Here is a 25,016-nt window from a genome sequence, read left to right on the forward strand (position 1 = left end):
TCATGCGCGCAGTATTATCAATCGGGTCTAATATGCAAGGCCGCGTGGAGCACCTCAAGTCGGTCTTTGCTGAATTTCAGGATGAAATTGTTGCCTCGTCATCGGTGTACTCGACTCCGCCGTGGGGAGATACCGACCAAGACGAGTTTTACAATGCGATCATCATCGTCGAGGTTGACCAAACCCCGTTGGAGCTTCTGCACCGCGGGCAGGCCTTGGAACAGGCGGCCGACCGCGTGCGGGAGCGTCACTGGGGACCGCGTACGCTCGATGTCGATATCGTAGAGATTGAAGGGTTTAGCTCTGATACGCAAGAGCTGACTGTGCCTCACCCGCATGCCGCTGAGCGTGGCTTTGTTCTCATTCCTTGGCTTGCAGCGGATGTACACGCTACCTTGGGTGGTAAACCAGTCGCCGGACTCATTGGCAATATCCCGCAGGAAGATATTGACGGCATTAAAGTATTGGGTCGAATCGAGAAGCTGTGAAAAAGACATCAATTGCCGTCCTTGTAGGCGTTGCTGTCTTTACTACCCTGGCGGTGTTTATTCTCACCCGCGGGTTTTATGGCTCCATGATGGCCATTCCCACCACAGTGTCAATCACCTTGTGGGCCATGGCAATTTTATGCGCTGGCCTGGCCTGGAAGGTGCACCAAGCTAAAGGCGAGGACGCCCATGGCATTGGACTAGACCGCAGTCAGATGAATCCCATGACCATCGCGCGCTTTATGGTGGTCGGGAAAGCTTCGGCCTGGACAGGCACCATCGTCGGTGCCGCCTACCTTGGTATCGCGCTGTATGTGGTCCCCATGGCAGGCCAGATTGCCGCAGCTCAAGACGATGTAACTGGGGTAGTAAGCTCCGTTCTTGGTGGCGTGGCGATGGCAATTGCTGGGTTAATCTTGGAGCGACACTGTGAGGTGCCACCTCCAACTGATGGTGCACACGCGATAGAGTAGACACATGACCGCCAACGACGAAGAGAAGACAATCGACTCGGAACGCTTTAAAGACTCAGGCAGCTCTGATCGCTCATCTGATGAGTTTGCAGGTCACGATGTCGATTCGTACTCTAACGACGATTTTCGCGATGATCACTCAACCGGTTCTTCGGCCGGGAAGAAGTTGAACCTAGACAATGGCTCGATCGTAGTAATTGTCTTGGTGGCGCTCGCTGTTATCGCCTCCATTGTGATGTTGATTGCCAGTTCCACAGCTGCGTTAAAGATTGCTTTGCTCGCAGCCCTATGGGCAGCTGTTGGCGGAATCTTCTTGGTTACTCGCTACCGCAACCAGGTACGCGACCGCGAAGAAGAAATGTATGTTCGCGAAGATCTCTACCACGCGGAACTAGATAAGCTGCGTGCAGAGGCAGAGACGAACCAGGCACTGGAGCGTTTAGAAAACTCTCCACACGTGGATATGGACGTGCTGGCAGAGATTCGGGCTGAGCTGGCATCCATTCGTGAGCAGCTCGAAGAACTTTCGGGTCGCGAATTTACTTATGTCCCCGCTGCTTTGCAGGCCGAGGCACGTCGCATCATGGAAATCGAAGCGCGCGCAAAAGCTGCAGAGTCGAATAATTCCAGTTATACCTCCAGCTATGGCGCAGATGTCGATGCCGAGCCAGAAGCTCCAGTCGTGGAATTTACGCAGCCTTCCGGCGGCAAGCCTTCGGCTGATGCGATTGCGGGGCGAATCGGTAATACTCCGACTTATTCCCGCAATGACAATCCACTGGCGGAATTCATCAATGAGATGAATAGCGAATCCACCAATGAGACGCCGAAGAAGGCTGACAAGAGCAGCGCGGCTGGCGCAGGTGGCAAGACAGAAGCAAAGATGGCATCGACAAGCGCTGCTTCTGCGAAGGCTGACTCTAAGCCGGCGAAGCCAGCAGAAGAAAAGCCTGCGGCAAAGACCAAGGAAGTTTCCAGCGATAAGCCCAAGGAATTTAACACTGGTTCGTTCCAGGCAGTTCGTTGGGACACGGGCGGCGATGATGCTGCTAAGACGGGCGCGAAGCACACAGAGAAGGCAGAGTCCGCCGAGGTAGCAGAAGACGACGAGCCACGTCGCGGACGTCGTCGCAGCGATGCTCACCGCGAAGGCACCGTTTCCGTTGCTGAGTTGCTTGCGGCGGCGAAAAAGCGTCAGAAGGATTCTTAAGGTTCAATGCCAGCACCACGCATGGTTGTCGGTTGGTTTGGCCGCGAAAACCGATTTCGAGCACTGCTCGAAGCCCAAGGCCATGACATTGTTGAGCTTTCATCGCCTGCTGCGGCAGTAGATTGTGAAGCCCTTGTCATTGCTACGTCCCAAGCGCAGATAGAAGGCACTGTTGAAGCGCTCGAACCGCACATTCGCCGCGGACAAATTGTCATCCACACCAGTATCGGCTTGGGCGTGCAAGTCCTCGATCCGGTTGAAGTGCACGGCGCATTAGCCATGGCGATAGCCCATGTCGGCGCTGATAGGTGGGTGGTTACCACCAGTGATGAGCTTGCGCAAGGAATTGCTGAAGTTCTTCTGTTTGAATCCGGCCAAGTCAGCCTTGCCAAGACGGATGCCGAGCGCGTCGAGCTCGCGCCAAAGATTGCCTACGCGCAGATGGTGCGCCAATTAGCGCGCGCAGCACATCGAGATTTGAAAGAGCTTCTCGATGAACAAGCCGTGCCCTCAGAGCAAGAACAGGGTGAGTTTTTAGCGCCGCGGTTTGAAGCCAGCGACATTTACGCGGCTTTCCAGTCGATCACGGACCCGGGCTTTCGGAAAGCTTTTGTCGAAGCGGCACGCCGAGTAGGCGAATTGGAACACAATATGGAATTAGAGATGTGGGGATTGCAGGAGGAGCTTCGATGAGCATTGGTCGCGGGCAAGCAACGGTAGTAACCGAGCTAGATATGATTTCTAAGGTGGGCTCAGCCTTTAAAAAGACCGGAGCACCCGTTGTGCTGGTCCCTTTGGGGCGCGGGGTGCATGCTGGCCATATCGCTTTGGTGCGCGCAGCCAAAGCCATCCGCGGGGCCGTCGTGGTTGTGGCGATTGCCTCCGAAGACGAAGGCGATCTCAACGCGTTGCGCACGGAGTCCGTGGATGTCATCTGGCAGTACACGGATGAAAAGCTATGGCCCAAGGGTCAGCACTTGCACCTTGCCGCGAAGCAAGACGGCTTAGAACCTGCCGATGAGCTTTCCGATGCCCTCACGCGCAACCTCGCCTTAATCGGCGCCCTTGCCCCCAGCGATGTCGTGGTCGGCGAAAAGGATTATGAACTACTTATCGCCCTGAACCAGGCTATTCGTGACTTCCACATTCAAGTGCGCCTGCAGGGCGTTCCCACCGTGCGCATGCCCGATGGCCTCGCGCTGTCCTTGCGCAACATGGAAGTCGAAGAATCCGCGCGTGAAAAAGCCAGCACCTTGTCCGCCGCGCTGACCGCTGGTGCCCATGCTGCTGAAGCTGGTGCAGAACAGGTCTTGGACGTAGTCAATACCGTCTTGAATGCCGCCGGCATTGAACCTGAATATGTTGAACTACGTGGCCTGGACCTTGGCCCCGCACCCGAAATTGGCGATGCCCGCCTGTTTGTGGCTGCGAATATCGGTGGCGTGCGCCTGACCGATAACGTTGGTCTGCCTTTGGGCATTGGCTTCCGCAATATCGAAGCGCATGCTGAGGGCGCTGACAACGCACTGGGAACACTCTAAAGGTAAGTAGCGATATCTTCTAGCGCCTGCGGTGAACCAACATCGTGAGCGCGCAGGGGAATCTGCACGACTGGGAGATCCGGCAGGCGACGGTGCAGATCAGCCAGTGCCTCGTCCTCGTATGTGCGGCGAGAGGCTAAGAATTCGCCTTGGTCTGCAGGTGAGCGGCGGTTAACAATAAGCGCGCCGACGTGCACGCCATTGGCAGTGAGCTCGGCGTGGAACTCATCTGTTTCTAACACCGGCAGACGCTCCGCGGTGAGGACAATGTTGAAGGTGCACGCGGTGGCATCGTTAAGCACTGCGCGAAGACGCTCAAACCGGTGACGGCGCTTGAGCAAAATGGAACGCAACTCTTGGTTGCGGCGGTCGACCGGATCGATGGCCGTAGTCACCGTAGTGTCCTTACCCGTCGGTGACATCCCGCGCACCAGATCGGAGAACTTCTCTGATTTCGCGCGGCGTTCCAACAACCCATCAGTCCACGCGGACATGAGCTCCGGCAAGGCCATCAAGCGTGCGGTATGGCCTGAAGGCGCCGTATCAAAGATGATGTGGTCATAACTTTCGCCGTACTCTTCCAACAAGATGGCGATGCGCTCCAAGAGTGCGGCCTCATGCGTGCCTGGCGAATGCTTGGCTAAGTTGAGGTGCTTGCTAACTTCTTTGTGCAAATGCTCCGGCATCATCCGGCGCATCGTGTCGCCAGCTTGTTTGAGATGCTCGTTGGTGGCACGCGCGGGGTCAAGCTCCAGCACATCCACGCCTGGGCGCACCGTGGTTGGGGTATCCCCAACCTTGGTGTTCCACAGGTGACCAACGTTGTGTGCTGGGTCTGTGGATACCACCAATGTGGAAGCATGGGCTGAGAGTTTCAGCGCGGTTGCATTAGCGATGGTTGTTTTACCCACTCCACCTTTGCCACCAAAGAACATGACGGGGGAGGTAGGAACATTTAACAGCACTGAATATTCTCCAACGGTGAGTTTGCCATTCCCATCCGGCGGTGCCAGGCGTGGAAATCCTCATAAATGACAGGAAGCAGCTCGAGGGTATAGAAACTGGCCGGGTTCGGAATGCCGAGAGCCTCGGACATCACCAGCAGCATAAAGAGGTCATCTTCTTGCTGCTGCGCCTTTGCAAAGGCTGCCCGGTAGGGTGCGGAATAGTACTCTTGAAGCTCCGCGCTCAACCGTGCCAGTTTGTCCATTAATGACATGAGCTAAATCCTATTTTCAACCATTTCTGGGGATGGGGCATCGATATCTTCATCGCTCCATTCCACCTTCTTGGTGTGCTTCATACGGCCCACCGCGAGGATAACCTCGACGATGATCCAGATAGCAGCGAGGACGATGATGACGTCCATAACAAACAGCAGCCAGTTGCCATCGCGGTAGAAGGTGCCCAGCTGGATGAAGGCCGCCCACAGACTCATGATGGTCAGGAAGAGAAGTGGGATGAGAATTGGCCAGGTTGGGCGCCGCAGGTGCATGAGAATCAGCAGCAGGATAGATAGCGACAGACCGGCCATGAGCTGGTTGGTGGTACCGAACAGCGGCCAAATGGTCATGCCGCCTGAGCCGTCGGTGCCCTGAGAGAAGGTCAAGCCGAAGGCCACGAGCACCGCGATGCACGTAGCGATGAAGGTGTTGATCTTGATTCCTGCAGTATCGCCCATTTCCTGGACCACGATGCGCTGCAGACGTACGCCGGAGTCCATGGTGGTCGCGGCGAATAGCACGGCCATGGTCGCCAGGATTGTTGCCGAAAGCGAGGTGGAAATCCCGAGGCCCTCATTGAGCAAGTTGCCGCCGCCTTCGACGAAAGCGTTAACACCACCTGCGTTGAATTCGGAGTAGATAGATTCCCATTCTTGGTAAGTGCGGTAGCCAGACGTGGTGGCAATGATCGTGCCCAGTGCGAGTAGGCCTTCGCCGACCGCGCCGAAGTAGCCAACGAAGCGGGAGTCGGTTTCTTTATCTAGCTGCTTCGAGGACGTACCGGAGGCCACCATGCCGTGGAAGCCGGAAATAGCACCACACGCGATGGTCACAAACAGAAGTGGGAACATGCCCGGGGTACCGGCGGGGACGTCATCACGCAATGCGGGAGCAACAATTTCAGGACTGGTGAATAGGAAGGATGCGTATAAAATACCCAAGCCGATAAATAGCTGCAGGCCGTTGATGTAATCACGAGGTTGCAGCAGCATCCACACTGGCAGCAGGGATGCAAAGAAGGCATAGATGAACAAGATGATGATCCAGACACCAGCGGCTGGGATACCCAGGACGGTTTCTGGCAATGAGATTGGGTACTTATCGCCAATGAGCATCAGCGAGTACAACGCCACCACACCAACGATTGAGACCAAAGGCAGATTCCACTTGAAGCGGTAAATAGCCTGGCCAATACATAGCGCAACCGCGATAGCGCCCCAGGTAGGAATGACTGATGACGGGGTGGAAATGAGCAGACCCGAGATAACCACACCGAATGCGGTGTTAACCATCAGCAACAGTAGGAAGATGACCACAAGAAAGAGCATGCGGCCGCGCTTGCCGATGTAGCGTCCCGACAACAACCCGATGGATTGACCACGGTGGCGTTGGGATGCCCAGAGCACACCCATATCGTGCATACCAGCGGCGAAGACCGTACCGATGGTCACCCATAAGAATGCCGGGAACCAGCCCCAAATTACTGCAACGGCCGGGCCGATAATAGGCGCAGCACCCGCAACGGAGGTGAAGTGGTGACCCCACAGGACGTATTTGTTGGTGGGGACAAAATCCACACCGTCTTCCATAGTGTGGGCTGGAGTTTTATAGTTTGGTGAAAGCTGGAAAACCTTCTTACCAAGGAATTTGGAATAGAGAAGGTAGCCACAAATCATCATGGCTACACCGATGAAAACTAGCACTAGAGAGTTCATATGGATTGCTCCGAACACAGTCAGCGGACATGGATTCATCACACATTTATGTGATGTATATCAAAAATAGCTGTGAACATAGCGTAAATCATTGCTGGCGGATTCACGAGGGTTTGTCCAAAATAATTTGTGAATCCAAAGAACTTGAGTGTCCCCGTCGTGGCAAGAAAACTATAAAGCCCCTGCTAAATCTCTATTGGCTAGAGGGGAAGCAGGGGCCGGGATAGACGGAGTATTTAGCTAAGCTTGCTAATGTTTTTCCGCAACTATGGCTTCTTAAGCATCTTGAATGCCGATATTTCCGTCGGTGCGCCATACCGTGACAACAGCTGGACGCGGGGTGGAGTTGCCACCGTCAGGCCAGTTGGAAGTTGGCTTTGCAAACGTCGCGTCGTCGGATTCGCCTGGATGCTGAACGTTGACCATCACGCGTTCATCGGTGACGATCGGACCACAGGTTTCTGCTCCAGCGGGAACGGTGAGGAAGCACTTGAGTTCACCGCGATTGTTGCCCTCGGTGGTTACGGCATAAAGACCATCGTTAGAGCCGAGAGCATTGCCATCGGTAGAAATCCACATCAGACCGTGGTTATCGAAAGCCAAGTTATCGGGACAAGAGATAGGAGATACCTTCTCTTTATCAAAGCCGCCGAAATAAGTTGCTGCTTCCTTTGGATCACCGCAGACGAGCAGTAGGTTCCAAGTGAAGGACTCGCCAGCGTGGTCGTCTTCGATTTCCATGACCAGGCCATTCTTATTTTCTTTGACCGGCGCCCATTCCATTGGGTTTTCCTTGTTGCTATCGGCATTTTCACCGGTTGCACCGCGGTAGGAGTTGTTGGTCAACGCAACGTAGACCTTGGACGAGGTCGGGTGAACTTCAATGTCTTCAGGGCGATCCATCTTGGTTGCTCCCACTTCATCGGCTGCTTCGCGGGTAAAGATTGCTACCTCTTCCGCGGTGAAACCATCAACGTGAGACTCATACTTTCCGTCTTCACAGGTCAAAAGCGGCTTCCAAGAGCCAGTGCCGTCGAAGGCGCCGTCTTCCGGCAAAACTCCAGAGCCGTCGATTTCTTCTTCGGGGGAGTTACCTTCCATGACTGCAACGTACAAAGTGCCGTTGTCCAAGATGGACATGTTGTGCTCGAGGTCGCCTTCGACCATCTTCTTGGAAGAGACGAATTTGTAGATGTACTCAAACCGGGAGTCATCACCGGAATAGCAGACGACTGTGCCGTCATCGGTGATATGAATGTTCCCAGCTTCGTGCTTGAAACGGCCGTTAGCGGAGTGCTTAATTGGGGTGGACTCGGGATCAAAAGGATCGAATTCCACGATGTATCCAAACCGGTTGACCTCATTAGGGGTTTTGGAGACATCAAAGCGGTCATCGAAGTTTTCCCACTTGCGGTCTGATGCTTCATCGCCGAAGCCAAAGCGTTCTAGAGATTTCTGGGTGCGTTCATCATCAGACTTGGCGTTAGCGAAGTACTGGTCAAAGTTTTCTTCACCTGACAAGATGGTGCCCCACGGAGTCACGCCACCTGCACAGTTATTCAGGGTGCCTAACACCGTCTCACCGGTGGGGTCAGCTTTGGTCTTAGTGTATTTAGAACCGGCAGCAGGGCCGACTAGTTTAAATGGCGTAGTAGCGGTGATACGACGGTTGAGAGGTCCAAACTCACGCTTGAGATCGCCGGAACCTTTGACTTTGGAGACTTCTAGAACTGTGAGGCCGTGACCTGCCCAACCAATTTTGACGTGTTCTTCTGAAGGATTCTCAGGATCATAGTCCGGGAACATTTGTGGCTCGGTGGTGTACTCGTGGGAGCAGACGTACACCATACGAGAGTCATCGCTTGGGTGTTCCAGTAGTCCAGCGAAGTCATTGTTGAAACCGAACTGCTTCTCAGCAGCCTCTGCGGTCTGATTCTGCACGTCAAACTCTGGAGCGCCCTCGATGACTGGGTCGCCCCAGGCGATGAGGATAGATTGCTCGTAGCCTTCTGGGATGACAATCGCGTCCTCAGTGTTCGGCTCCACTGGAGTAAATTGCATGCCCTTATCCGAGATGTGCTGTGAAGACGAACTTCCGGGCGTCCCAGTTGTAGACGTTGCCGCAGAAGAGCCGTTTGAACTTGGTGGAGCACATGCTGCTAAAGCGGCACCGCCGCCGACGGTGACAACGGCGAGCCCGCCTGCACGGAGCGCTTTACGCCGAGAAAATTGGTCACCGAAATACGGGTTGCTCGAGGTATTATCGCAGGCTCCAAAACATGCATTGCCGCACTTATAGGTACAGGTCAAAGAAGAACGAGACGATGAAAATAGTGAACTTAGAAGGTTACGACCTTTGAGATCCACGAAACTAGCTCCAGTCTGAAAACATAAAAAGTGTGAAGATCTTTGTCTGGGGAGGACGCATCTAAACTAGATACTTCAGTTGACCTAATGAAGAATTTGAGATGACACTTAGATGAATTAACTTTCCTGTGGTCGAGGTCTGTCCATACTTAAGGTCGAAAGTCCTGCTTGGCCTGTATTTAACGTGGGTGTGGTTGATCGACTAACCTTGTGGACGTGAGCGAGCAGAAGAAAAATACTCAGACCCCAGACGTTCCCGAGCAGCTGCGGATCCGCCGCGATAAGCGCGCCCGCCTGCTAGACAACGGCATCGAGGCTTATCCCGTTAGCGTAAAGCGCACCATTTCTTTGCGCGATCTGCGTGGCCAGTACCAGGTGCTTGCAGAAAATGAGTCTGCAGGCGATGCAGACGGCGTGACTTACTTGGAAGTCGGCCAGGAAACCCAGGATGTTGTTTCCATCGCCGGCCGTCTTATCTTTATGCGCAATACCGGCAAGCTGTGCTTTGCCACCTTGCAAGATGGTGACGGCACCCAGGTGCAAGCGATGCTGTCGCTTGCCGAGGTCGGCGAGGAATCCCTAGCTGCATGGAAGGCTGACGTTGACTTGGGAGATTTTATCTCCGTAACTGGTCGCGTAATTTCTTCTCGCCGCGGTGAGCTCTCCGTCATGGCGAGTGAATGGCAGATGGCTGCTAAGTCGCTGCGCCCAATGCCAGTGGCATTTGCGGATATGGCAGAAGATACGCGCGTGAGACAGCGCTACAATGACTTGATTCTGCGTGAAGAAGCTCGTAAGAACGCCATGACCCGCATTAAGGTCATTCGCGCCTTGCGTCACCACTTAGAAGATGACGGTTTCAATGAGATTGAAACCCCAATGCTGCAGACCCTGCACGGTGGCGCAGCAGCGCGCCCATTCGTCACGCACTCTAACGCGCTCGATATCGATCTGTACTTGCGTATCGCACCTGAGCTTTTCCTCAAGAGGGCTGTCGTTGGTGGTATCGACAAGGTCTTTGAGATCAACCGCAACTTCCGTAATGAGGGCATCGATAAGTCCCACTCCCCGGAGTTTGCGATGTTGGAGATTTATGATGCCTGGAGCGACTACAACGGCATTGCTAAGACCATTAAGGATTCCATCCAAGCGGTAGCTTCGGAAGTCTTTGGATCGCATGTTGTCACGCTTGCCGATGGCACCGAATATGACCTCGGTGGCGAAACCTGGCCAGAGATTGAAATGTACCCATCTCTGAATGAGGCACTGCAGAAGAAGTTCCCAGGCCAAAAGGAAGTCACCATTGACTCCACCGTCGAAGAGCTCAAGGAACTAGCCAAGGTTGTTGGCCTGGATGTTCCAAAGGACGGCGGCTGGGGCCACGGCAAGTTGGTTGAAGAAATCTGGGAGCTTTTGTGCGAAGGCCAGCTGGAAGGCCCAATATTTGTTAAGCACTTCCCAGTGGAGACCTCACCTTTGACCCGTTCACACCGCAGCGAACCAGGCGTTACCGAGAAGTGGGACCTGTACGTCCGCGGCTTTGAGTTGGCAACAGGCTACTCCGAGCTTGTCGATCCAGTCATTCAGCGCGAGCGCTTCGAAGACCAGGCGCGCCTAGCTGCAGCCGGTGACGACGAAGCTATGGTTCTGGACGAGGAATTTCTTTCAGCCATGGAACAGGGCATGCCGCCAACAGGCGGTGCCGGAATGGGCATCGATCGCCTGCTCATGGCACTGACTGGCTTGGGCATCCGCGAGACCGTACTCTTCCCGTTGGTGAAACCTGAATCACAGAACTAGCGCTTAAACCTTTAATCAATTAGGGTAGTTCGTGACATATCAACTATCGAAAGGTTTTTGCTAATGAAGGTCGGAATTGTTCTTGGTTCAATCCGTGAAGGTCGTATGGGTGAAGGCGTTGCACGCTGGGTTAATGACTTAGCTCAGGGCCGCGACACCGGCGTTGAGTACGAGCTGGTGGACTTGAAGGAATTTAACGTTCCACTGCTGGAGAGCCCAGTTATCCCAGGCGCCGCTAACAAGCAGTACGATAACGAGCAGGTTCAGGCATGGTCTGACAAGATCGATTCCTTCGATGGCTTTATCTTCGTTACCCCTGAGTACAACCACTCCGTTCCGGGTGGCTTCAAGAATGCCTTTGATGCTTTGGGTTCCGAGTGGTTCGGCAAAGCAGTAGCCTTTGCTGGATACGGTGCTTCCGGCGGCGTTCGCGCTATCGAAGCATGGCGTCTGATTGTGTCTAACTTCCAGATGCTGCAGGTTCGTGCAGCGCTAGAGTTCAACCTGTTCACCGAGTTTAACGAGAACGGCTTTGCTCCAGCTGACCGCAAGATTGAAGAAGCGGCCAACCTGTTTACCGACCTTGAAGCAATGCTCAAGAAGGTTCACGCTTAAAGTTCTAAGGCATTAAAAAGCCGCGGGTAGCAATCACGTACGATTGCTGCCCGCGGCTTTTGCTTTAAGGGCCTGAAGCTTTTATAAATTAGCGCATGTAGTTTGTCACTACCCACATGCGGCCATCAGAGCTATAAGCAACGCCCACACCGATCTGGTTGAAGTAGGGGTCTGCCTGATTCTGGCGGTGGGATGGCGAATTGTGCCATGCTTGGACTACTTCCTGGGTAGAGGCGCCGCGCCAGTTCTGGTGAACATTCTCGCCGCCTTCCTTCCAGCCTGCTGGGTACTGCTTCAGGTAATTCGGGTTGTGTGCCGGAACGCCGGTACGAGCCATGTGATTAGCCCAGCGCTGTGCGATGCTATCGAGCTGCGGATTAGGTGCCACTGGCGCTACGCCGTGGCGGATGCGGTACTCATTGATAGCTAAGTAGACAGACTGGGTGTTGACTACGTTGCTAGAGGACGGTGGTGTAGCAGCGTTCGCCGTGGCGGTAATTGACTGCGAAGAGCCACCGACGTGAGCACCAATAGACTGCACAACGTCTTGGACGCCGCCGGTAAGGCTACCCGTCGCGGCTGTTATAACGGCGACGATGCCAGCGATCTGAGTTTGAATAGCGTTCATCGAATTCGCTCCACTCGAACCCTGCCTGTAACTGCCGCGAAGATAAAGTGCGGTAGCGCAAGGGGTTCGTTATTTAATCGTTATCAAGGTCTATAAAGGAACCTTAGAACCGAATAAAAACAGGTGCGAGCAACAGGGGTAATCAAGGGGTACACTACTGTGACCTGTGTGTTTGCGTGTTGTTCATGTGGTTAGAGAGGTTTATTTTCGGCTCATGTTCGAGGGGCGAAAAAGGGCGCTTTCCGCTTCGGGATTTGACCCAATGCTTAAGATTTTCACCCTCCGGCTTATAGTCATTGAGTGCTAATGATGGAAAAATTAGCGAATATGAGTTAGCGATTGAACGGAGCACGACGCGTGAAAAACATTGCGTTGAGTGCTCCTCACGGAGGTATGGAAAGCATGTCGGGTGCCTGGCAGGAACAGCCTGCTAAGTTGTTGCACCACTATGACCGCTCCGCACAGCATGCAGCGCATGAGATTATTCGTCGCTACTCCAGCAGCTTTTTCCTAGCTTCTAATTTGCTGCGCGGTCATGTGAAAACCGATATCCGCAGTTTGTACGCAGTAGTGCGCATCGCCGATGAGATTGTGGACGGTGCCGGATATGGCGCAGGCCTTAGCACCGAGCAGTGCAAAGAGCTCCTAGATGAATATGAGCGCAAGGTCCTTGCAGCTCCACAGCAACGCCTACATAGCGATCCGGTGCTGCATGCTTATGCCATCTCAGCGCGCCGCTGTGGATTTACCGATGAGCACCTCGTTGCGTTTTTTGCCTCGATGCGCAGAGACCTAGAAAAACAGACCTGCAATAAACAACAAGAATTTGATGCCTATATCTATGGCTCCGCCGAAGTTATTGGCCTATTGTGCCTGCAAGTCTTTTTAGTTGGGCGCAAGCCAAGTGCTGATGCACGCTTGTCGATGGAACATGGGGCGCGCAAACTGGGAGCGGCATTTCAAAAGATTAACTTCTTGCGCGATATCGCCAATGACACTGAATTCCTTGGTCGGCAGTACTTTCCGCAGCTCAAAGACAATGACTTAGATGATGCGATTAAAGCAGAACTTGTAGCTGATATCCGCACTGATTTAGATACCGCACGCCGCAGCATTTTCTACTTGCCTCTCGATGCCCGGCTGGGAGTAATAGCCGCCCTAGAGATTTTTAGCGAGCTGACAAAAGACATTGACCGGATAAACGCTGCAGAGCTGCTTAAGACTCGCGTTAGTTTGTCACCTGCACGTAAGGCACTGGTTTTAAGCCGCGTTCCTCGCATCGCATGGTCTAGAAAGAACAACTAGGAACTTATGGAAAAGCAATCAGCGGTTGTCATTGGGGCCGGCGTTGCAGGCCTTGCCACGGCTACCTTATTAAGTCGTGAGGGATACCAAGTTACGGTTATCGATCGCCTTGATAAGCCAGGTGGGCGCGCCGGGGAGTTTACGACTACCGATGCCCCAGGCTTTCGCTGGGATGCCGGCCCCAGCTGGTATCTGATGCCCGAAGCTTTCGATCACTTCTATGCGCTGTGCGGCACAAGTACCCAAGAGCAATTGGAGTTAATCGATCTCAGGCCTGCCTACCGAGTAATTTCGGAGCCTGCTGACCCGCACTCCCCAGAACTACTAGATATCAGTCCCGAAACGGTCATCGATACCTTCGAAAAGATTGAGCCAGGTGCAGGGAAGCGTCTGGCACAGTATCTGGAAAATGCGACATTGGTGTATGAAGTCGCAATTCATAAATTTCTCTATAATAATTTCACGCGACCGCTCAACCTCATGACGAGCGAAATGATTGTGCATGCGCGCTTGTTGGCCATCTTGCTCACGCGCAGTCTTGATGCTTATGCCAAAACCGTTGCCCGCGATATTCGCTTGCAGCAGGTCTTAAGCTATCCGGCGGTTTTCTTATCCACGCAGCCGAAGCAAGCGCCAGCGCTGTATTCCCTGATGAGTCACACGGACCTTATCCAGGGACCGAAGTACCCGCGTGGAGGCTTTACTGCGGTCGTTGAGTCTTTGATCAACCTCGCGCGCGACAACGGTGTGCATTTTGAATTGGGCACGGAAGCCACAGAGATAGTCACCTTCGGGAAAGTACAACGCGGCCAACATAAGCTTTCGTCCAAGACCCGTGTAAACCCACGGGTGAGGGGAGTGCGCGTACGGGAGGGGGAGACTACCAGGCTGATTCCGGCAGATATCGTGGTCTCCGCAGCAGATTTGAAACACACGGAAACTAAGCTTTTGCCGCCACACTTGCGTACTTATCCCGAAAAGTACTGGGACAGCCGTGACCCTGGTTTGGGAACGGTCCTTATCTATGCCGGGGTGAAAGGAAAGCTCCCGGAGCTAGCCCATCATTCTTTGCTTTTAAGCAAGGACTGGGACACAGACTTTGACGCTGTCTTTGGTAAAGATGATTCCGCACTCGACTCAAAGTGGTCGCGGTCGATGTATGTCTCGAAGACCTCCGCAACCGATGACAACGTGGCTCCTGAAGGCTATGAAAATCTCTTCGTGCTCATTCCCACCGCTGCAGAGCCAGATCTGGGCCACGGTAATGCTTTTCTAGAAGCCGCCGAGGATTCCGGCGCCAGCGACAGCATGGAAGTACGTGAAGAAGATCCGCGAGTGCGGGACATCGCAAAGCAAGCGATCGACGTCATCGCACGCTGGGCAGGAATTGAAGATTTAGCTTCGCGAATCGTGATTTCCAAAACCGTTGGGCCACAAGATTTCGCGCAGCGCTTTAACGCTTGGGATGGTGGGGCGATTGGTCCTGCGCATACTTTGACGCAGTCAGCGTTTTTCCGCGGCAAGAATATCTCCTCCAAGGTCGATAACCTGTATTACGCTGGGGCAACCACCGTTCCGGGTGTGGGCGTGCCGCTGTGTTTAATCTCTGCAGAAAATATCATCAAGCGGCTACGCGAAGACCACACGACGGGGCCCTTGCCTACTGCGTCGAGATTTTATTAAGCCTGAATCACGGTAGTGGCTTCGGTGGGCTGCTGAACGTGCACCACACACTCGGGTTACTTCCGTGTTTTCAGTTACAACTTTTCGCTGCGGGTACCGAAATGGAAGAAAAATCACTAAGGTCTTGTTAGCTCTAAAGCGGTTGAAGTTCTTATTTTTCATGAACAGAACTTTGGATTGAAATCCCGCATGGGCACTTTTTGCTTTAAGGCCCGCTTCCTACATTTTTGGGTGGTGGTGTCTATTTCCCCTTATTTAAGTGGTCGAACCTTCACCCGTGGGTGAAGTGTCTTTAAATAAATACATGTTTAGTTGAGAAAGAAAATTTGCGTGGCACAGAATAATTTCCCTGCAGCTCCTACTGCAGCTGCCCCAGAAAAAATGTCCGCGGACGTAAAGATCACTTTGGCTGTCTTGGTTGCAGCAGCGACCATCATGATCTTGAATGAAACCTCCCTCTCGGTCGCACTACCCGCGATTATGGCGGAATATCAGGTGCCAGCAACTATTGTGCAGTGGCTACTGACCGGCTTCATGCTGACCATGGCTGTGGTTATCCCTACGACTGGTTTCGTCATTGAGCGTTTTACCACCCGCCAGGTGTTTATTACCGCCTGTCTGCTCTTTATCGTTGGCACCATGGTGGCAGCGCTAGCACCAGCCTTTATCTTCCTGCTTGCTGGCCGCGTTGTGCAAGCAGCCGGTACCGCATTGGTTATTCCACTGCTTATGACGGTGACCATGACTTTGGTTCCCCGTCAGCGCCGTGGTTCCGTGATGGGCATTATCGCCATTGTTATTTCCGTGGCACCAGCACTCGGGCCCACAGTTGGTGGCGCGATTGTTAACTCCATGACTTGGCACTGGGTATTTTGGCTCATGGTGCCATTGATTGCGCTGGTGCTGCTTGGCGGCTGGTGGAAATTGCGCAACGTCGGCGAGAACCGCAACGTACCGCTGGATGTACTGTCCTTCTTCCTATCTGCTTTCGCTTTCGGTGGGCTGATCTACGCATTGTCGTCGATTGAATCGATGCTGGCTGGTGAAGGCACAGTTGCTCTTATCATTCTGGCTATCGGCGTTGTATCCCTCGTGCTTTTCGTTCTGCGTCAGCTCCAGTTGGGTAAGAAAGATAAAGCCTTCTTGGACCTGCGTCCTTTTGCTATCCGTAACTTCACCCTCGCCGTTTCTGTCATCTTGGTTTCCTTCGGCGCGATGTTGGGCTTTGCCACCGTCTTGCCTATCTACCTGCAGACTTCTTTGGGCGTTACCGCGCTGGTGACTGGTCTCGTGGTCATGCCAGGTGGTGTCCTACAGGCGATTATGTCGCCATTTGTAGGCCGTCTCTTTGACTCTTATGGTCCTTTCCCGCTGGCCATTCCAGGTGCCATCTTGATGCTCGCGGGCGTTGGTTCCATGATCTTGCTCAATGAGCATTCCGCAGTGTGGATGGTTATCTGCATGCACGTGTCCTTCTCCGTCGGCATGGCCATGATGATGACCCCGATGATGACCACGGCATTGAGCTCTTTGCCAGATAATCTTTACAGCCACGGCTCTGCTGGCATGAACACCTTGCAGCAGCTTGCCGGTGCAACCGGTACCGCGATCCTCGTCGTCTTCTTGACTCGCGGCACCATCGCAGGCACCGAAGCAGGTCTGTCAGAGGCCGCCGCAACCGCGCAAGGCTCCACCATGGCGTTTACCTTCGCCGCAGCGTGCATGGTGATCGTCGTGTGCTTGGTGCCATTTGTAAAGCGCGTCAACAATGAACCGGAACACGTAGAAGTACCGGCTGCGTAGAACCTTCACTTTCCCCGCCGGTATCGGTAAGCCCCAGCTTCGCACAAGCCGAAAGCATTGCTTATCGATGCCGGCTTTTTCATGCCCAATTCCCGCCACAAAAATTCATCAATTATGGCAGTTTTCCAACCTGTTCGCTACCGGCGTACACCCTTATGACCTGCTGAAATGATTGAAAACAGCTTTGTTGTTGAGCGGAGGGGAAATAGTCGGGGCAAACTCGCGTTAGAGTGGGTGACAACTTAGCAATAAAAATAATCCACATCCAAGGGGTAAGAGTCATGTTCGAGAGGTTTACGGACCGTGCTCGTCGCGTCATAGTTTTGGCGCAAGAAGAAGCGCGGATGCTCAACCACAATTACATTGGTACCGAGCACATCTTGCTCGGCCTCATCCAAGAAGGTGAGGGTGTTGCTGCCAAGGCACTGGAGTCCATGGGAATCTCTCTCGAGGACGTCCGTGGTGAGGTAGAAGCAATTATTGGACACGGAACCCAGCCGCACAACGGCCACATTCCGTTTACTCCACGTGCAAAGAAGGTTCTTGAGCTTTCCTTGCGTGAAGGCCTGCAGATGGGACACAAGTACATCGGTACTGAGTTCTTGCTGCTCGGTCTTATCCGCGAAGGCGAGGGCGTTGCAGCCCAGGTCCTGACCAAGCTGGGCGCTGACCTGCCTCGCGTGCGTCAGCAGGTTATTCAGCTGCTGTCTGGTTACGAAGGCAACCAGGGCGATAAGCCAGAAGCAAGCTCTGGCCCAGTTGGCGCTGGCACTGGTGCCCAGAACCCGGGCCGCCAGGGCCCAGGTAACCAAGGCGAGCGTTCTAACTCGCTGGTATTAGATCAATTCGGCCGCAACCTCACCCAGGCTGCCAAGGACGGCAAGCTGGACCCAGTCGTTGGACGCGAGTCTGAGATTGAGCGCATCATGCAGGTGCTGTCTCGCCGTACCAAGAACAACCCTGTTCTTATCGGTGAGCCCGGCGTTGGTAAGACCGCTGTTGTAGAAGGTCTTGCTCTCGATATCGTTAACGGCAAGGTTCCAGAGACCTTGAAGGACAAGCAAGTTTACTCGCTTGACCTGGGTTCTTTGGTAGCAGGCTCCCGTTACCGTGGTGACTTCGAAGAGCGCCTGAAGAAGGTTCTCAAGGAGATTAACCAGCGCGGCGACATCATCTTGTTCATCGATGAGATTCACACTCTTGTTGGTGCAGGTGCAGCCGAAGGTGCCATCGACGCAGCTTCCTTGCTGAAGCCAAAGCTGGCTCGTGGTGAGCTGCAGACCATTGGTGCAACCACCTTGGATGAGTACCGCAAGCACATTGAAAAGGATGCGGCGCTGGAGCGTCGTTTCCAGCCGGTACAGGTAGACGAGCCTTCCATGGAAGACACCGTTACCATCCTGCGCGGCCTGCGCGACAAGTACGAGGCACACCACCGTGTTTCCTACACCGATGAGGCTTTGAAGGCAGCGGCATCGCTGTCCGATCGCTACATCAACGACCGCTTCTTGCCAGATAAGGCAGTCGACTTGCTGGATGAGGCCGGAGCGCGCATGCGCATCAAGCGCATGACTGCTCCAAAGAGCATCCGCGACGTCGATGACCGCATTGCAGAAGTCCGTAAGGAAAAAGAAGCTGCGATTGATGCGCAAGACTTCGAGAAAGCAGCTGGCCTGCGCGATACTGAGCGCAAGCTCCACGAAGAGCGTTCCACCAAGGAAAAGCAGTGGCGTTCTGGTGACCTGGAAGAAATTGCAGAGATCACCGAAGACCACATCGCAGAAGTTCTTGCGCACTGGACTGGTATCCCAGTTCTGAAGCTGACCGAGAAGGAATCTTCCCGTCTGCTCAACATGGAAGATGAGCTGCACAAGCGCATCATTGGCCAAAACGAGGCAGTCAAGGCTGTCTCGCGCGCCATTCGTCGTACCCGTGCAGGTCTGAAGGATCCACGTCGTCCTTCCGGTTCGTTTATCTTTGCCGGTCCATCCGGTGTTGGTAAGACGGAGCTGTCCAAGGCTTTGGCTAACTTCCTCTTCGGCTCTGATGATGACCTCATCCAGATCGACATGGGTGAGTTCCACGACCGCTTCACCGCGTCTCGTCTCTTCGGTGCCCCTCCGGGATACGTTGGCTACGAAGAAGGTGGCCAGCTGACCGAAAAGGTTCGCCGCAAGCCGTTCTCCGTGGTGCTTTTCGACGAGATCGAGAAGGCACACAAGGAGATTTACAACACCTTGCTGCAGGTTCTGGAAGATGGTCGTCTGACTGATGGTCAGGGTCGCGTCGTGGACTTTAAGAACACCGTTCTGATTTTCACCTCGAACCTGGGTACCCAGGACATCTCCAAGGCTGTGGGCTTGGGCTTTACCTCTTCGAACGAGACCGATTCCGATGCGCAGTATGACCGCATGAAGAACAAGGTCAACGATGAGCTGAAGAAGCACTTCCGTCCAGAGTTCTTAAACCGTATCGATGAGATTGTGGTATTCCACCAGCTCACTCGTGATGAGATTGTCCAGATGGTTGAGCTGCTCATCGGCCGTGTTGAGGTTCAGCTGGCGGAGCGCGACATGGGCATCGAGCTGACCCAGAAGGCCAAGGACCTGTTGGCAAAGCGCGGCTTCGATCCAGTACTGGGTGCACGCCCTCTGCGTCGTACCATTCAGCGTGAGATTGAAGACCAGCTCTCGGAGAAGATCCTCTACGGCGAAATTGGCGCCGGCGAAATCATTTCCGTCGATGTCGAAGGCTGGGATGGCGAGTCCAAGGACAACACCAAGGCAACCTTCACCTTCAGCCCACGTCCGAAGCCACTGCCAGAAGGCACCTTCGACGAGCCTTTGGAGGACACCGAGGTGCGCGACAATGACGGTGCAGATGCTGAAAGCGCTGACACCATCGTTCCGGACACCTTGCCAGAGGAGCCAGTTTCCTCATCGAATGATGATGGCAACAACCCACCACCAGCAGGTGCAGGTGCTCCTTCCGGTCAGTAGTCAGTGACTAGTTAGCAACTAGTCGGTAATTAATGACTAGAGCTCCGATTGAGTAAAAGTCGCCGTTTCCAGGAAATAACCTGGGACGGCGACTTTTTCGTGGCTGAAGTGCTTTTACTGCGCTAGAGTTTTCTATATGGGACTAACTTTTCGCAAGCGTAAAAAGATTGGCAAGAACTCCTGGCTCAACCTCTCTGGTTCAGGAGCTTCAACCTCAACCAGAATTGGGCCGGTAACGCTCAACTCCCGCGGTGGTTTTTGGGTCAACCTCCCCGGTGGGCTTAACTACCGCGGCCGGTGGAAATAAATCCTCCGTGGCAAAGCCAGCAGAAGATTTATTTCCACATCATCAGCTTCGACCGTTAAAAGTTGGAATACTTTTAACGCGGGAGGTGGAAGGTGCCGGTGGGGGTTTGGACGGCGAGGCCGTCATCGACAAGCGAAAATAGCGCGCGGGAACGTTGCGCAGCATCTGGCCACACCACATCCAGCTGAGACTTCTCCACTGGCTCATCGGCGGCGCGCAGCACGTCCATGAGCAGCCCGCGGACCTGGCGGTCAGTGCCGGTGAATTTCTGGACGCGCTTTTTCGCCTTAGCTAGTTCTTCTTCACTCGGCTGTGGGCACCCGAGCTGCTGCCACTGACAACTGTGCGAAATCGGGCACTCGGCGCACTTTGGGCTTTTTGCCGTGCACACCAATGCTCCTAATTCCATCAATGCCGCCGAACACCGCGGACCCGTGGTGATTTCGGCGACTTGGGCAAGTTCTCTGGTCGATGGCTGGGGCTGCAAAAATTGCCCAGTTACCGCGCGGCCATACACGCGGCGCACATTGGTATCGACGACGGGGACGTCCTGGCCAAAATGAAAGCACGCCACCGCACGCGCGGTATAGGCGCCGATACCCGGCAGCGCAAGGAGCTCATCGACATTATCAGGTACCTCGCCGCCGTGCTTGTCGACGATTGCCTGTGCACACTCATGCAAGCGCAACGCACGGCGCGGGTAACCCAGCTTGCCCCACGCGCGAAGAACCTCGGCTTTGCTGGCGTACGCGAAATCAGCGGGAGTCGGCCAACGTTCAATCCATTCTTGCCACTGTGGCGCTACCCGCGACACAGGTGTTTGTTGGCTCATGACCTCACTGATCAAAATCCCCCAGGCTGAGGTGTTTTTCTTCCGCCACGGGAGAGGACGTTCGTGGAGGTCAAACCAGGTAAGTAGCGCAGCAGTATCAATCATGATCATGGATATTGTACTAGGTAGGAGTAAAGTTGTTCTTTGTGACGGAACATACAACTAACATGACCCCGCAGAACGTTTGGAACTCTTTGAAAGAGGGCAACCAGCGCTTTGTAGAAGAACGCGCCGAACACCCCAATATTGACCAGACCCGACGAGTTTCCTTGGTCACTGGCCAAGACCCCAAAGTCGTCGTGCTGTCTTGCTCAGATTCCCGCGTGCCAGTGGAGCTGGTCTTCGACATGGGCTTGGGCGATGCCTTTGTTATTCGTACCGCTGGCCACATCGTGGACAACACGGTCTTAGGCTCTTTGGACTACGCTCTGGAAAACCTTGGCTGCAACTTGATTGTCGTCATGGGCCACCAGTCTTGTGGCGCCATCGGTGCGACTGCGCAATTCGTAGATGGCGATATGCAGATTCCATCTGGCTTCCAGCGCAGCATCATTGAAAAGGTTGCGATGTCCACCCTGCGCGCACAAAAAGAAGGCAAGCGCGACCACGCGGATTATGAGCGTCAGAACGTCATGGACACCGTGCGTCAGATTCTTGCGCGCATGCCTGATTTGAACCAGCGCATTATTCAAGGCGAACTAGGCGTAGTGGGCACGCGTTACCTGCTTGATGAAAGCCGTATTGAACCAGTCGTCCTGCACGGTGTGGTTTAACCACAACCTGCACGCAATTTTAGTGCTCCCTTTCTTCTGCGACACCTTGTGTCTGTGGGAAGGGAGCTTTTATGACACGCCCACCCGCATGGTGTCTGTATGTGGCAAAACCGCATAATATGAGGGTGTGTCTAACCCTAACCAGCCCTCCAATAAGCTGCCGCGCGAGATTTACATGCGACGTCGCATCGCGGCGTTTGTTGTGATCCTGGTCGTGGTAGTTGGTCTGCTGATTGCTTTTAGTGCCTTCGGCGGAAACAGCGACGATGAACAAGCCGCTCCCGAATCCACCCCTGCATCTGCACCGGCGAAACCGGAAGACGAAGGCGCTAGCTCCGAATCCTCCCAAGAGATGGAATCTGAATCGGAAGCACCGTCGACTAGCGAAAGCTCTAAGGCCGATGACGAACGCGACGCGGAGAAGTCCTCGGAGCCAAGCGCCAGTGTTGACCCGGCGTTGGCTGATAAAGACACCTGTGAACTCTCAGACCTCATCATTCGCGCTTCTTCAGATGCCACCACTTATCCCAATGGGGTCCAGCCCAACTTTGGCATGACCGTCATCAACCCCACGGGCGCTGATTGCGAAATCAACCTAGACGAGGAAAGCCTGCGCTTCGAGGTCTACCGCATTTCTGACAACCGCCGGATGTGGGCGGATACCGATTGCTATGACTCCGTGCAGCGCGGCGAGTACAACTTCCCAGCTGGTGAAGAGCGCAGCTTCGATGCCGTCTGGTCACGCCTTGCTTCCGACCGCGACGGTGAATGTAGCGAGCGCCCAGCTGTAGATCCTGGCGCATACTTCCTGCACACCGTCATCGGTGATAATGCTTCGGAGCCTTATACCTTCAACCTGGCTTAGCCTCTCGGCTGCTCTAGCCGTTGATGATAGCTATCGCCTGCCCAAGCGTTGAAGCATAGGCGATATTCATACCCTGGACTTCAGATTTTGCACCAGCCGGAACAATCGCCTGGGTATATCCCAAACGAGCTGCCTCGCTTAAACGACGGTCAATGTTTGGAACGCGGCGTAATTCACCAGCGAGGCCTACCTCACCAATAACCACGGTCTTGGAGGGCAGTGGCCGTTCGTGCAGCGAAGACCACGTCGCTAAAGCAACCGCTAAATCAGTGGCGGTTTCTGTAATTTTCATTCCGCCAACGGTTGCCACGTATGCATCTTTGTCATTGGTGCGCTCATTAGCGCGCGCCTGCAAAACGGCTAGCACCATAGGAACGCGGTTATTATCCAAACCAGTGACTACGCGCCGCGGGTTCTTGCCTACTGGGTCGACCGTCAAAGACTGCACCTCGGCGAGCATAGGGCGCACACCGTCCATCGCGACGGTAACAGCAGAACCATCCGGGGTAGTGCCGCGGTGGGAGAGAAAAAGTCCCGACGGATCCGGTACCTCGCGGATACCACCGGCGGTCTGTTCAAAACAGCCCACTTCATCGGTAGCGCCAAAGCGGTTCTTTATCCCGCGCAGCATTCGCAGACTGGATTGCCTATCGCCTTCAAAGTTTAAGACCACATCGACTAAGTGCTCGAGCACGCGGGGACCCGCGACATTGCCGTCTTTGGTGACGTGCCCGACCAGCAAGATAGGAATATTCGTAGTCTTAGCCAAGGTGGTCAACGCTGCGGTGACAGCGCGTGATTGAGCCACACCGCCGGCAACACCTTCAACTCCGGAGGCGTGCATGGTTTGGACGGAGTCCACGATAATTAGCGAAGGCTTTAGCTGTTCTACATGCCCGAAAACAACGTCGAGGTTAGACTCGGCTGCTAGATACAAAGTGTCATGCAAAGCATTCGTGCGTTCAGCGCGGGTGCGGACTTGGCCTACAGACTCCTCTGCGGTGACATAAAGGGCGGTGCGTGGGTCCTTATCGGCTTGGGTCCAGCGTGCTGCCACCTCAAGCAATAGAGTGGATTTACCCACGCCAGGTTCGCCGGCCATCAGGACAACTGAGCCGGGAATAATGCCATCGCCTAAAACACGATCTAGCTCCCCGATGCCAGTCTTTAATGCCTTGGTGGTGGTGCTGGCTACTTTAGAAATAGGCTGCGCCGGGGACGAAGGCGTTAAACCTTTTGAAACTTGCCCCGTAATTGCAGCAGCGGCGACATTCGCGCTGGCTGTCGCAGGCATCGATTCTTGCAGGGTGCCCCAAGACCCACATTCGGGGCAGCGCCCCAGCCATTTGGGGGAGACATATCCACATTCAGAACAGGTGTGGATGGGACGTTGCTTTTTAGCCATGTCTTCATACTCTAGTAGACCAGCCAGACACTGCATCTCACCAGGAAGCTAGCAGTTGTGGTGCAAGAAAAACCGACGCCCGAAACAAAGGATGTTTCGTGGCGCCGGTTTTAGAAGTAGGACGAATTGAGGGCCAGAGAGAACTAGAAGCCGTAGCGGGCTGCTGCGCGGCGAACTGCCGCTGGGATGCCTGCACCTGGTGCACGGTGGAGGTGTAGTCCGAACGGAGCCTGTATGTTACTTACCTCCGTTAGGGTGAAAAACGCAGAAAGCGCCCTGTGTGCGTGGGGAAATCCACGCACACAGGGCGCTGAAGGCGCTTGTTCTAAGCGGGCTTAGTTAGCTTTGTAACCTTCGGTGCTGGAGACGTCGCGGTCATTCTCGCCAGCGTGCATCTGTGGTGCAGTAATAGCTGCGTTGACCTCAATGTCACCGTTGGAGAAGGTGAAGGTTACTGCACGGTAGCCGCCGATACCGTAGTCATCGTTGTCAAGCTCGGTTGCAACGTACTGGATGCGGTCGTTGTCAGCCTGTGGCTGTGCATCAAGCCAGTCCTGGGAGTTGCCAACGATGGTATCGGTGCGGCCAATTGGCTCAAGGCCTGGCAGGGAAACATCCTGGCCGTCAACGGAGATGGACTCTAAGGTGATCTGCTCGTCGGTGTAGGCCTGGTTGAGGGCGGTGAACTTCAGCGACGCTTCGTTGGTATCTGGCTCTACCTGGATAGCAACGTCGCGGACAGCAATGTTGCCGTCTGCGCTTTCAGCATCGCTGCCATCAACTGCTGCTACCTGGCTAGAGGTTTGGGTAATCTGGCCTGCAGAGCAAGATGCCAGTGCCAGCGCGGCAATAGCAGTGGCGGAAATGGTGGCACCCTTGCGGGTAACAGACTTCAGGGACATCACGTCGAGCGTCCTCCATCGATTGAGATCACGGGGGTTATCAACGACTTAGCTTAGTCCCTTTCGCCACATAATACCCAGT

Annotated in this window: 22 protein-coding genes; 14 read left to right on the forward strand and 8 right to left on the reverse strand. The window is 54.3% G+C overall.

Annotated elements, in window-relative coordinates; translation table 11 throughout:
- The first annotated feature begins 2 nt into the window (after positions 1 to 2).
- From folK to C5Y44_RS08365, 5 genes are read left to right on the forward strand one after another with little or no spacing between them, the layout of a single operon-like run.
- Positions 3 to 488 (forward strand): 2-amino-4-hydroxy-6-hydroxymethyldihydropteridine diphosphokinase, encoded by a 486-nt coding sequence (gene folK, locus C5Y44_RS08345; protein ID WP_105324504.1) that lies wholly within the window; start codon positions 3 to 5, stop codon positions 486 to 488.
- A complete protein-coding gene (locus tag C5Y44_RS08350) occupies positions 485 to 961 on the forward strand; it encodes a DUF3180 domain-containing protein (protein WP_105324505.1) in 477 nt (158 codons plus the stop codon). Before folK ends, C5Y44_RS08350 begins: the two co-directional genes overlap by 4 nt.
- 4 nt (positions 962 to 965) lie before the next feature.
- A complete protein-coding gene (locus C5Y44_RS08355; RefSeq protein WP_105324506.1) occupies positions 966 to 2,171 on the forward strand; it encodes a DUF6779 domain-containing protein in 1,206 nt (401 codons plus the stop codon).
- A 6-nt stretch (positions 2,172 to 2,177) separates the two neighbouring features.
- Entirely contained in the window at positions 2,178 to 2,864 is a 687-nt protein-coding gene (locus tag C5Y44_RS08360) for a hypothetical protein (protein WP_233189917.1), read from the forward strand.
- On the forward strand, positions 2,861 to 3,712 hold the full coding sequence (locus tag C5Y44_RS08365) for a pantoate--beta-alanine ligase (RefSeq protein ID WP_105324507.1): 852 nt from the start codon (positions 2,861 to 2,863) through the stop codon (positions 3,710 to 3,712). Before C5Y44_RS08360 ends, C5Y44_RS08365 begins: the two co-directional genes overlap by 4 nt.
- On the opposite strand, the gene C5Y44_RS08370 is transcribed toward C5Y44_RS08365, so the two are convergent.
- From C5Y44_RS08370 to C5Y44_RS08385, 4 genes are all read right to left on the reverse strand, one after another.
- Positions 3,709 to 4,677 (reverse strand): ArsA family ATPase, encoded by a 969-nt coding sequence (locus C5Y44_RS08370; protein ID WP_199186013.1) that lies wholly within the window; start codon positions 4,675 to 4,677, stop codon positions 3,709 to 3,711. The two genes, C5Y44_RS08365 and C5Y44_RS08370, sit on opposite strands and share 4 nt — an antisense overlap.
- The gene (locus C5Y44_RS08375; RefSeq protein ID WP_105324508.1) at positions 4,668 to 4,931 is read right to left on the reverse strand and encodes a cory-CC-star protein; all 264 of its coding nucleotides are present in this window, start codon (positions 4,929 to 4,931) and stop codon (positions 4,668 to 4,670) included. The genes C5Y44_RS08370 and C5Y44_RS08375 overlap by 10 nt, the downstream gene beginning before the upstream one ends.
- 3 nt (positions 4,932 to 4,934) lie before the next feature.
- A complete protein-coding gene (locus tag C5Y44_RS08380) occupies positions 4,935 to 6,650 on the reverse strand; it encodes a carbon starvation protein A (protein WP_105324509.1) in 1,716 nt (571 codons plus the stop codon).
- A 276-nt stretch (positions 6,651 to 6,926) separates the two neighbouring features.
- Positions 6,927 to 9,017 carry a PhoX family phosphatase gene (locus tag C5Y44_RS08385; RefSeq protein ID WP_105324510.1) on the reverse strand — a complete coding sequence of 697 codons (2,091 nt, stop codon included), beginning with the start codon at positions 9,015 to 9,017 and terminating at the stop codon, positions 6,927 to 6,929.
- A gap of 216 nt (positions 9,018 to 9,233) precedes the next feature.
- Here C5Y44_RS08385 and lysS point away from each other — a divergent pair, with 216 nt between their 5' ends.
- Both lysS and C5Y44_RS08395 read left to right on the forward strand, forming a co-directional pair.
- Complete coding sequence (gene lysS, locus C5Y44_RS08390) at positions 9,234 to 10,817, forward strand: lysine--tRNA ligase (protein ID WP_105324597.1); 1,584 nt, start codon at positions 9,234 to 9,236, stop codon at positions 10,815 to 10,817.
- A gap of 63 nt (positions 10,818 to 10,880) precedes the next feature.
- Positions 10,881 to 11,432: an NADPH-dependent FMN reductase gene (locus tag C5Y44_RS08395; RefSeq protein WP_105324511.1), complete on the forward strand. Its 552-nt coding sequence runs from the start codon at positions 10,881 to 10,883 to the stop codon at positions 11,430 to 11,432.
- An 88-nt stretch (positions 11,433 to 11,520) separates the two neighbouring features.
- Here the strand turns inward: C5Y44_RS08395 and C5Y44_RS08400 are convergent, their stop codons facing one another.
- Positions 11,521 to 12,060 (reverse strand): CAP domain-containing protein, encoded by a 540-nt coding sequence (locus tag C5Y44_RS08400; RefSeq protein WP_105324512.1) that lies wholly within the window; start codon positions 12,058 to 12,060, stop codon positions 11,521 to 11,523.
- Between the two features lie 402 nt (positions 12,061 to 12,462).
- Here C5Y44_RS08400 and C5Y44_RS08405 point away from each other — a divergent pair, with 402 nt between their 5' ends.
- From C5Y44_RS08405 to C5Y44_RS08425, 5 genes are all read left to right on the forward strand, one after another.
- A complete protein-coding gene (locus C5Y44_RS08405) occupies positions 12,463 to 13,365 on the forward strand; it encodes a phytoene/squalene synthase family protein (RefSeq protein ID WP_105324598.1) in 903 nt (300 codons plus the stop codon).
- Between the two features lie 6 nt (positions 13,366 to 13,371).
- Positions 13,372 to 15,048, forward strand: coding sequence for a phytoene desaturase family protein (gene crtI / locus C5Y44_RS08410; RefSeq protein ID WP_105324513.1), 1,677 nt, complete (start codon positions 13,372 to 13,374; stop codon positions 15,046 to 15,048).
- A 381-nt stretch (positions 15,049 to 15,429) separates the two neighbouring features.
- Positions 15,430 to 16,851 carry an MDR family MFS transporter gene (locus C5Y44_RS08415; RefSeq protein ID WP_105324599.1) on the forward strand — a complete coding sequence of 474 codons (1,422 nt, stop codon included), beginning with the start codon at positions 15,430 to 15,432 and terminating at the stop codon, positions 16,849 to 16,851.
- A 281-nt stretch (positions 16,852 to 17,132) separates the two neighbouring features.
- Positions 17,133 to 19,850: an ATP-dependent Clp protease ATP-binding subunit gene (locus C5Y44_RS08420; protein ID WP_105324514.1), complete on the forward strand. Its 2,718-nt coding sequence runs from the start codon at positions 17,133 to 17,135 to the stop codon at positions 19,848 to 19,850.
- Between the two features lie 136 nt (positions 19,851 to 19,986).
- On the forward strand, positions 19,987 to 20,157 hold the full coding sequence (locus tag C5Y44_RS08425) for a DUF4236 domain-containing protein (RefSeq protein ID WP_105324515.1): 171 nt from the start codon (positions 19,987 to 19,989) through the stop codon (positions 20,155 to 20,157).
- 73 nt (positions 20,158 to 20,230) lie between these two features.
- Here the strand turns inward: C5Y44_RS08425 and C5Y44_RS08430 are convergent, their stop codons facing one another.
- Positions 20,231 to 21,094, reverse strand: coding sequence for an A/G-specific adenine glycosylase (locus C5Y44_RS08430; RefSeq protein ID WP_199186014.1), 864 nt, complete (start codon positions 21,092 to 21,094; stop codon positions 20,231 to 20,233).
- 41 nt (positions 21,095 to 21,135) lie between these two features.
- Between C5Y44_RS08430 and C5Y44_RS08435 the strand changes: the two genes are divergently transcribed.
- Both C5Y44_RS08435 and C5Y44_RS08440 read left to right on the forward strand, forming a co-directional pair.
- Positions 21,136 to 21,762, forward strand: a complete 627-nt coding sequence (locus C5Y44_RS08435) for a carbonic anhydrase (RefSeq protein ID WP_233189918.1) — start codon at positions 21,136 to 21,138, stop codon at positions 21,760 to 21,762.
- 127 nt (positions 21,763 to 21,889) lie between these two features.
- On the forward strand, positions 21,890 to 22,627 hold the full coding sequence (locus C5Y44_RS08440; RefSeq protein ID WP_369831081.1) for a hypothetical protein: 738 nt from the start codon (positions 21,890 to 21,892) through the stop codon (positions 22,625 to 22,627).
- Positions 22,628 to 22,640: 13 nt separating this feature from the next.
- On the opposite strand, the gene radA is transcribed toward C5Y44_RS08440, so the two are convergent.
- Positions 22,641 to 24,032, reverse strand: a complete 1,392-nt coding sequence (gene radA, locus C5Y44_RS08445; protein WP_105324602.1) for a DNA repair protein RadA — start codon at positions 24,030 to 24,032, stop codon at positions 22,641 to 22,643.
- Positions 24,033 to 24,367: 335 nt separating this feature from the next.
- Entirely contained in the window at positions 24,368 to 24,934 is a 567-nt protein-coding gene (locus C5Y44_RS08450; RefSeq protein ID WP_199186020.1) for a hypothetical protein, read from the reverse strand.
- Positions 24,935 to 25,016: the final 82 nt, after the last annotated feature.

Origin of the sequence: Corynebacterium sp. J010B-136, from assembly GCF_002967075.1 — a bacterium.
GTDB lineage: Bacteria > Actinomycetota > Actinomycetes > Mycobacteriales > Mycobacteriaceae > Corynebacterium.